This window comes from uncultured Sphingomonas sp. (assembly GCF_937859915.1).
In the GTDB taxonomy this organism is placed as follows: domain Bacteria; phylum Pseudomonadota; class Alphaproteobacteria; order Sphingomonadales; family Sphingomonadaceae; genus Solisphingomonas.
Map to the genome: position 1 here is coordinate 1 of NZ_CALMAW010000055.1, position 6,684 is coordinate 6,684.

Annotated in this window: 4 protein-coding genes; 1 reads left to right on the top strand and 3 read right to left on the bottom strand. The window is 66.3% G+C overall.

Translation table 11 applies throughout. The features are described from left to right. Nucleotides 1–270 precede the first annotated feature (270 nt). The 3 genes from Q0326_RS07970 to Q0326_RS07980 all read right to left on the bottom strand — a co-directional run bounded on the left by Q0326_RS07970 (nt 271) and on the right by Q0326_RS07980 (nt 6,225). Nucleotides 271–2,250: a tetratricopeptide repeat-containing sulfotransferase family protein gene (locus tag Q0326_RS07970; protein ID WP_298688938.1), complete on the bottom strand. Its 1,980-nt coding sequence runs from the start codon at nt 2,248–2,250 to the stop codon at nt 271–273. 113 nt (nt 2,251–2,363) lie between these two features. After that, on the bottom strand, nt 2,364–5,018 hold the full coding sequence (locus tag Q0326_RS07975; RefSeq protein ID WP_298688932.1) for a TonB-dependent receptor: 2,655 nt from the start codon (nt 5,016–5,018) through the stop codon (nt 2,364–2,366). A 274-nt stretch (nt 5,019–5,292) separates the two neighbouring features. Then, the gene (locus tag Q0326_RS07980; protein ID WP_298688934.1) at nt 5,293–6,225 is read right to left on the bottom strand and encodes a fatty acid desaturase; all 933 of its coding nucleotides are present in this window, start codon (nt 6,223–6,225) and stop codon (nt 5,293–5,295) included. A gap of 134 nt (nt 6,226–6,359) precedes the next feature. Here Q0326_RS07980 and Q0326_RS07985 point away from each other — a divergent pair. Then, a partial coding sequence (locus Q0326_RS07985; RefSeq protein WP_298688936.1) for a helix-turn-helix domain-containing protein occupies nt 6,360–6,684 on the top strand: 325 nt, incomplete at its 3' end.

Below are 6,684 nucleotides of genomic sequence, written 5' to 3' on the forward strand. Positions count from 1 at the left end.
GGCCGATCGCACCGCCACCCCGTCCCGCCCGCTGCGTCGCCCTGATCGGAGGCGATAGCGGACGGGGCAAGCGTATAACCTAAACGGTTCTTTTTTTCAAGAGCTAAAGTTTCTGCACATCCGCCATCCTGACGACGGTCAGGATCCATAGACGAGGCGTCCGTGGCTCGGCGAGACGATGACGAGCGCGGTCTCCGCCCAAGAAGCGGACGTGGCGCGTATGGATCCCGGATCAAGTCCGGGATGACGAAGAAAGAGACGGGGACACCGCTAGCCGCGATAGCGCTCCACCGCGTCCTGCAGCGGCGCGAGCCAGGCTGCATATTTCTTCCACTGGTCGAGCCCGTCGCGGAAGATCGGACGGCGCACCTGTTCGGAGCTCGGCGTGCGCACGCTGCGCCGGCTCTTGTGGAAGTCGACGCAGCCCGGCTCGAAGGCGAGGTCGCAATGGTCGAGGATGCGGCGCACGCTGCCCTCGAGATCGGCGATCACATCCTCGTGCTGGACGCGCAGCACGCGGCCGGGAAGCGCCCGATCCCAATGGTCCATGACATCCAGATAGGTTCGATAATAGCGGGCGATGTCGTCGACGCCGTAGGAGAATTCCTGGCCGTTGGCGAACAGCTGCTTGAGGTTGCTGAAGCAGCAGGACATCGGATCGCGCCGCGCGTCGATGATCCGGGCGTTGGGCAGGATCAGATGGATTAGCCCGATGTGCCGGAAATTGTTGGGCATCTTGTCGATGAAACGGGGCCTGTCGCTGCGGTAGACCCGGGTGTCGGCGAGATAGCGTTCGCCGAGCGCGCGGACGTCGGACTGCGTCAGGTCGGCGAGCGAGCCCGGGTAGCGCGGATCGTCGAGATCGGGGTCGCGGCCCTGCAGATCCTGGACGAGGCGCTGGATGTCGGCGAGCTCCTGCGTGCCCTCGACCTGCGAGTGCGACGCCAAGATCTGCTCGAGCAGCGTCGAGCCCGACCGCGGCAGCCCGAGGATGAAGATCGGGTCGGGTCGCGGATCGCCCCAGCCGGCGCGGCGCGCGAAGAAGTCGGGCGTGCAGATCGCTATTTGCCGCGCGGTGTTGGTCTCGATCACCTCGGGCCGATAGCGGCTCTCGGCGCGTTTCAGCGCATTGCCGCGCTCGTAATAGCGCCAGGAGTCGGGCGTCTCGTCGCGGTCCTCGAGCGCCTTGGCGAGCGCGAAGCACAGGTGGATGCGGTCCTCCGCGGCGGTCGACGCGGCCGCCTCCTGCGTGCGCATGGCGGCAATCTCGTCGTCGGTGAAGCGATAGGTCTTGAGGTTGGCGAGGCTCCAATAGGCGTCGCCGAAATCGGCGCGGGCGGCGGCGGCGCGATAGGCGTCGATCGCCTCGGGCAGCTCGCCGATCGTCTTGAGCGCATGGCCGAGCCAGAGCAGGATGTCGGGGGCGTCGGGCACCTCGGCGAGCATCGCGCGGTACAGCGTGATCGCGGCGGCATGCTCGCCGAGCCCCACCGCGGCGGTGGCGGCGAGCGAGCGATAGTCGAGATGCTGCGGGTCGGCGGCGAGCAGCGTGGCGAGTTGGCCCTTCGCCTCGGGATATTTGTGCCGCGCGACGAGGCAGCGGGCATAGTCGTAGCGCGCCGCGGCATGATCGGGCAGCATCGTCACCACCGCCTCGAGCAGCAGCTCGGCGTCGTCGAGCACGTCGTGCGCCATGCCGATCTTGGCGAGCAGCCGCATCGCCTCGGGATGGTCGCCGTGGCGCAGCAGGAAGGCGCGGACGATCTGCTCGGCGGGCGCCAGATCGCCGTCGGAGAAGAGCGACGTCGCCCTGACCACCTCGGGCGGCAGCGCGGCGAGAAGGTCGCGGTGCCCCGCGGCGACCGCGGCATTGTCGAGATCGCCGCTGAGCCTGTAGACGCCCTCGAGCATCCGCCAGCTCATCGGCAGCGCGGGGTTGATGTTGACCGCGCGCAGCAGCGCCTCGATCGCCGCCGGCGCGTCCTTGCGCGCGACGTGGCACAGGCCGCGCTCCTGGTGCATCAGGCTGAAATTGGAGTGGAGATCGCCCAGCGTCGCGAGCGTCGCCAGCGCCGCGTCGAGGCGCCCGAGATGGCGCTCGCCGACCGCCTTGATCAGCAGCAGATCGCGATTCTCGGGATAGTCGCCGAGCGGGGCTTCGAGCTGCGCGAGCGCCTCGGCATGGTGGCCGGCGCCGGCGAGCTGGCGCAGGCGCACGACCTCCTGTTCGAGCGGCGAACCGGTTAACATGGTCACGATTCTGAGATCCGGGGTCGGAGGGGCGGGCGGCCGGCACCTTGGCCGAGCCGCCCGCCGCAATCCAGCGCTATCCGCCGCCGGGCCCGGCGGCCGATCGCGACCGATCAGAAGTCGTAGGTGAGCTTCATGCCGTAGGTCAGCGGGCGGACGACGACCTCGGATTTGATGAACTGCGCCGAGGAGGTGAAGGTGCTGGCGTGGCTGTTGGAGAGATTCTCGCCGAACAGCGAGGCGCTCCATGAATCGCGCCGGACGCCGATCTGCGCGTCGAGCATCGCATAGCCCGACATGCGGTAGCGCAGCAGCGTCGTGCCCGGGAACAGCGGCGGGACGATGCCCGTGCCCGACGGATAGGTCGAGGGCTGGTTCGAGGTCGGCCCAGTATAGCTCACCCCGCCCGAGACCCACCATTTGAGCGCCTGCCTGCCCGCCCAATCGTAACGGAGACGCAGATTGCCCTGGACGTGCGGCGCATAGGGCAGCGACGAGCCGAGCGCGCCGAACGGCGCCTGGACGTTGGTGAGCGCGCCGCCCTTATAATAGCTGGTGATGCACTGGCCGGGCTTGGTCAGCGTGTTGGGCAGGTCCGAGGTGAGGCAGGGCGAACTGACCTGCTTGCTGTCGTTGTAGGTGAAGCCCGCCTGGACGTTGACCCCCGCCATCGGCCGCGCGACCAGCTGCGCCTCGAGGCCCTTGACGTGGAAGTCGGCGCCGTTGGTGACGAAGGCGGTGTTGCCGAAGCCGCCGGCGGGATTGAAGAAGTTGATCTGAACATTGTCCCAGATCATGTAATAGGCCGACAGGTTGAACTGGACCTTGTGGTTGAACAGATCGGTCTTGAGGCCGACCTCCCAGTTGGTCAGCGTGTCGGGCGTATAGCCGTTGGGGCGCAGATATTGCGGATTGCCTGCCGCATCGGGCAGGATCTTGGCCGAGGTGCGGTTGAAGCCGCCGGGGCGGAAGCCCTGGCTGAACGTGCCGAACAGCATCGTGTAGGCGCTGGGCTTCCAGGTCAGCGTCGCGCGGCTCTTGAAGCCGTGATAGACGACGCGGTCGCCATTGCCGTCGATATTGACGTCGCCGCCATAGGGGAGGCCGGTCGCCGGATTGACCGAGGCGCAGACCAGCACCTCGGCGCAGCTCCCCGCCGTGGTCTCATACTGCGAGCCGGTCTCGAACTCCTTGTAGTGATAATAGCGCGTGCCGCCGGTGAGAGTCAGATTGGGCAGGATGTCGAAATCGGCCGAGCCGAAGAAGGCATATTGATCGTAGCCGCGCTGCGTGTCCTCGCCGAACGCGGTGTTGGGGCCGCGCACGCCGGGATTGTTGGCGGTCGAGGCCGGATTGGTCTGGACAAGGCCGAGGCAGCCGGTGTCGGTGGCGATCAGCGCGGGCGTGCAGGTCGGCGTCGTCTTATAGTCGAAGTCCATATTGTCGTAGATGCGGAACTTCTCGTAGAAGGCGCCGCCGATCACGCGAAAGCGCTTGTCGTCGGGGCTGGCGATGCGCACCTCGTTGCTGAGATGCGTGCTGCGCGTCTTGTCGTGCCAATAGCTGTACGGCTCGTAGCACATCGGCGCGCCCTTGCCGATGCCGGTGCCGCTGCCGGTGCACTGATAATATTCGCCGAAGGCGCGCGAATAGTTGGTGTAATCCTGCTGCGTCTCGATGTGGCGGACCATATAGGCGCCGGTATAGACCAGCTTGAAGTCGCCGATCTTGCCGTTGAGCGTCCAGGCGGTGTTCGAGAATTTGTCCTTGTTGTAGCTCGGCTCGAAGGTGACCGTCTGCAAATTGGCGAGCTTGGCGCCGTCGGGGCTGTAGGGTTCCTCGTTGAACGTGCCCTCCGCGTCCATATGCTGGTACATTTCGGAGATCAGCAGGTCCCAATTCTCGTCGATCTGCCATTTCGCCGCGATGCGGCCGCCGATATAATCGACCGGGTTGTAATTGTTCTTGACCTGCGAGGCGTTGTTATACTGGCCCGCATTGGACTGCGTGCCGTTGCCGAGATAATTGGCATAGTGATCGGCGCTGGAGCGGGTGAAGGTGCCGGGCACATTGTCGATATAGCCGCCGCGGTGATCGTCATAGACGACCGCGCGGACGGCGATCTTGTCCTCGATGACCGGGATGTTGATCGTCGCGTTGAACGAGCCGTTGGGCGCGCCGGAGAGGGTGCCGCCTGCGCTGCCCTCGAAATGGCCCTCGAACTTGCTCAGATTGGGCTTGTTGGTGATGTAGCGTACCGCGCCGGCCTCGGCGCCACCGCCGAACAGCGTGCCCTGCGGCCCCTCGAGCACCTCGACGCGCTCCATGTCGGCCATATAGATGTCGGCGTTGCGCGACGGGAATTGCATCGACTGGTCGTCGAGATAGAGCGCGACGTTCGGGAAATAGCCCGTCGTCGAGGCCGACTGGCTGCCCGCGAAGCCCGTCGACAGGCCGCGCATGAAGATCGATCCCGCGCCCGGGCCGTTGTTGCCGTAGGTGACGTTGGGCGTATATTTGAGCAGATCGGTGAAGTTGACGACGTTGAGCTGTTTGAGCGTGTCGCCGGTGAAGGCCTGGATGGTCAGCGGGACCTTCTGGAGACTTTCGCTGCGGCGGGTGGCGGTGACGATGATCTCGCCATTGTTGGCGGCGACCGCGGCAGCGTCGGCGCCGGCCGGTGCCGCGTCTGCGGCCGAGGCGGCCGTCGCGCCGCCGCCGCTCAGGAACGCCGCGACCGCGCACGACATCAGATACCGCGATTTCATCTTCTTCCCCCCGGAACAGAGTGAGTAACGCTATATACGTCGTCGATCGGCCCCCGCCGACTCACCGCTTGAGCGGCTTTTATGCTTGCCGAGTGTTGTCGAGGCGCCCGGACCTGTCCATGCTGCATTGCAAGACCCTGAAAGATTATGCCGGCCATAAGCGTCGCCTATGGCAGGACAGGATCGGTAACCGCATCGTTACTTTCGGATGGCGGGACAGGTGCTTTGTTGCTGCATGCCGGCGACGCGATGGGGGGCCGGCGCCGGCGCCGAGTTAGCCGCGGCGGCACTCGGGATGCGCGACGGGCTCCTTGCGGCGCAGCGCGAAGGCGCGGATCACCGCGGCGTAGTTGGGGAACACATAGCCGCCATTGACCGCCTGCCAGTGCGCGCGCCGCGTGCGATAGGCTGCGGGTAGCACGTACCAGGGCAGGCCGGGATGCTTGTGGTGGACGAGATGCAGATTGTTGTTGAGGAACAGCGGCGCGAGCAGCGAGCGCTCGACGATCACCGTCCGTCCGTCGGGCGCCGCGGCCCAGCGATGCTCGCAGAAGGATCGCAGCGCGAGCAGCGAGAGGGCCAGATAGGCCGCGCCGAGATAGGCGTAAGCGGGCATCCCGAAACCGAAATGGACGATCGCCGCGACGCCGAGCAGGCCGAGGGCGTGCAAGTGCCAGGCGCGGCGCCGGCGCGTCGCGTCGCCGCCGCGATGGCGACACTCGGCCAGCCAGAAACCCACCGCCGCGATCGACGGGCCGAGCGTCATCCGCACGAGCAGCCGGTTGTTCCAGGACAGCAACACCCGCACCGCGCGCGGCAGTCGCCGATAGTCGCAGAGCGCCAGATAATAGCTTTCGGGATCGTCATAGGGGTCGGTCAGCCGGCTGTCGGCATGATGCCTCAGATGCAGGTCGCGATAGCGGCGATAGGGCACGAGCATGCCGAGCGGGAGGAACAGCAGCGCCTCGTTCCAGCCGGCGCGGCGCGTCGGATGACCATGGATCGCCTCGTGCTGCAGCGAGGAATGGAGCACGATCGTAAGCGCGAGCAGTAGCACCGATCCGGGCGCGGTGACCGTGTAGAGAAGGCCGGCCGCGAGCCATGTCGCATGGCATCCGGCAATCAGCAGGACGGTGCGCCACTCGATCGCGGTGCCGCGCCGCGTCGGGCGTACCTGATCATAATCCGCCGCCGTCCGTTGTTGCATGCGCTGCCGTTGCCCTCGAGGGACGACCGGCCTCCCAGATTTCGGCGTCCACGCCTATGGGTATTTGGTGACGATCCGTTGATTCTGCACACGAAGCCCGATAAACGGTGATGAATGTCACAGATGGTGAACTAATGGACAAGCGCGCCCTCGCGGAGGTGTTTCACGCCCGTCTGCGGTCGCTGTTCGACCGCGCGCGGCAAAGCCAGTCGGCCTTTGCGGAGGCAATCGGGATCGACCGCTCGGCGCTGTCGCTGCTGCTGTCGGGCAGCAGCACGCGGCTGCCGCGCGTCGAGACGCTGCTGACCATCGCCGAGCGCCATGCGGTGACGCTCGACTGGCTGCTCGGCGTCTCGCAGGACGAGGGCGTCACCGGCGCGATGCTGTCGAGCGGCGAGATCGAGACCACCGAGGAAGCGGGCGCGAGCCTGTTGATGCGCTGGCATGGCGAGGCGGCGG

What these genes read in the sequence shown, in the direction of transcription:
- Q0326_RS07970 (WP_298688938.1), bottom strand. Translation starts at nt 2,250, where the DNA reads ATGTTAACCGGTTCGCCGCTCGAACAGGAGGTCGTGCGCCTGCGCCAG.
- Q0326_RS07975 (WP_298688932.1), bottom strand. Translation starts at nt 5,018, where the DNA reads ATGAAATCGCGGTATCTGATGTCGTGCGCGGTCGCGGCGTTCCTGAGC.
- Q0326_RS07980 (WP_298688934.1), bottom strand. Translation starts at nt 6,225, where the DNA reads ATGCAACAACGGACGGCGGCGGATTATGATCAGGTACGCCCGACGCGG.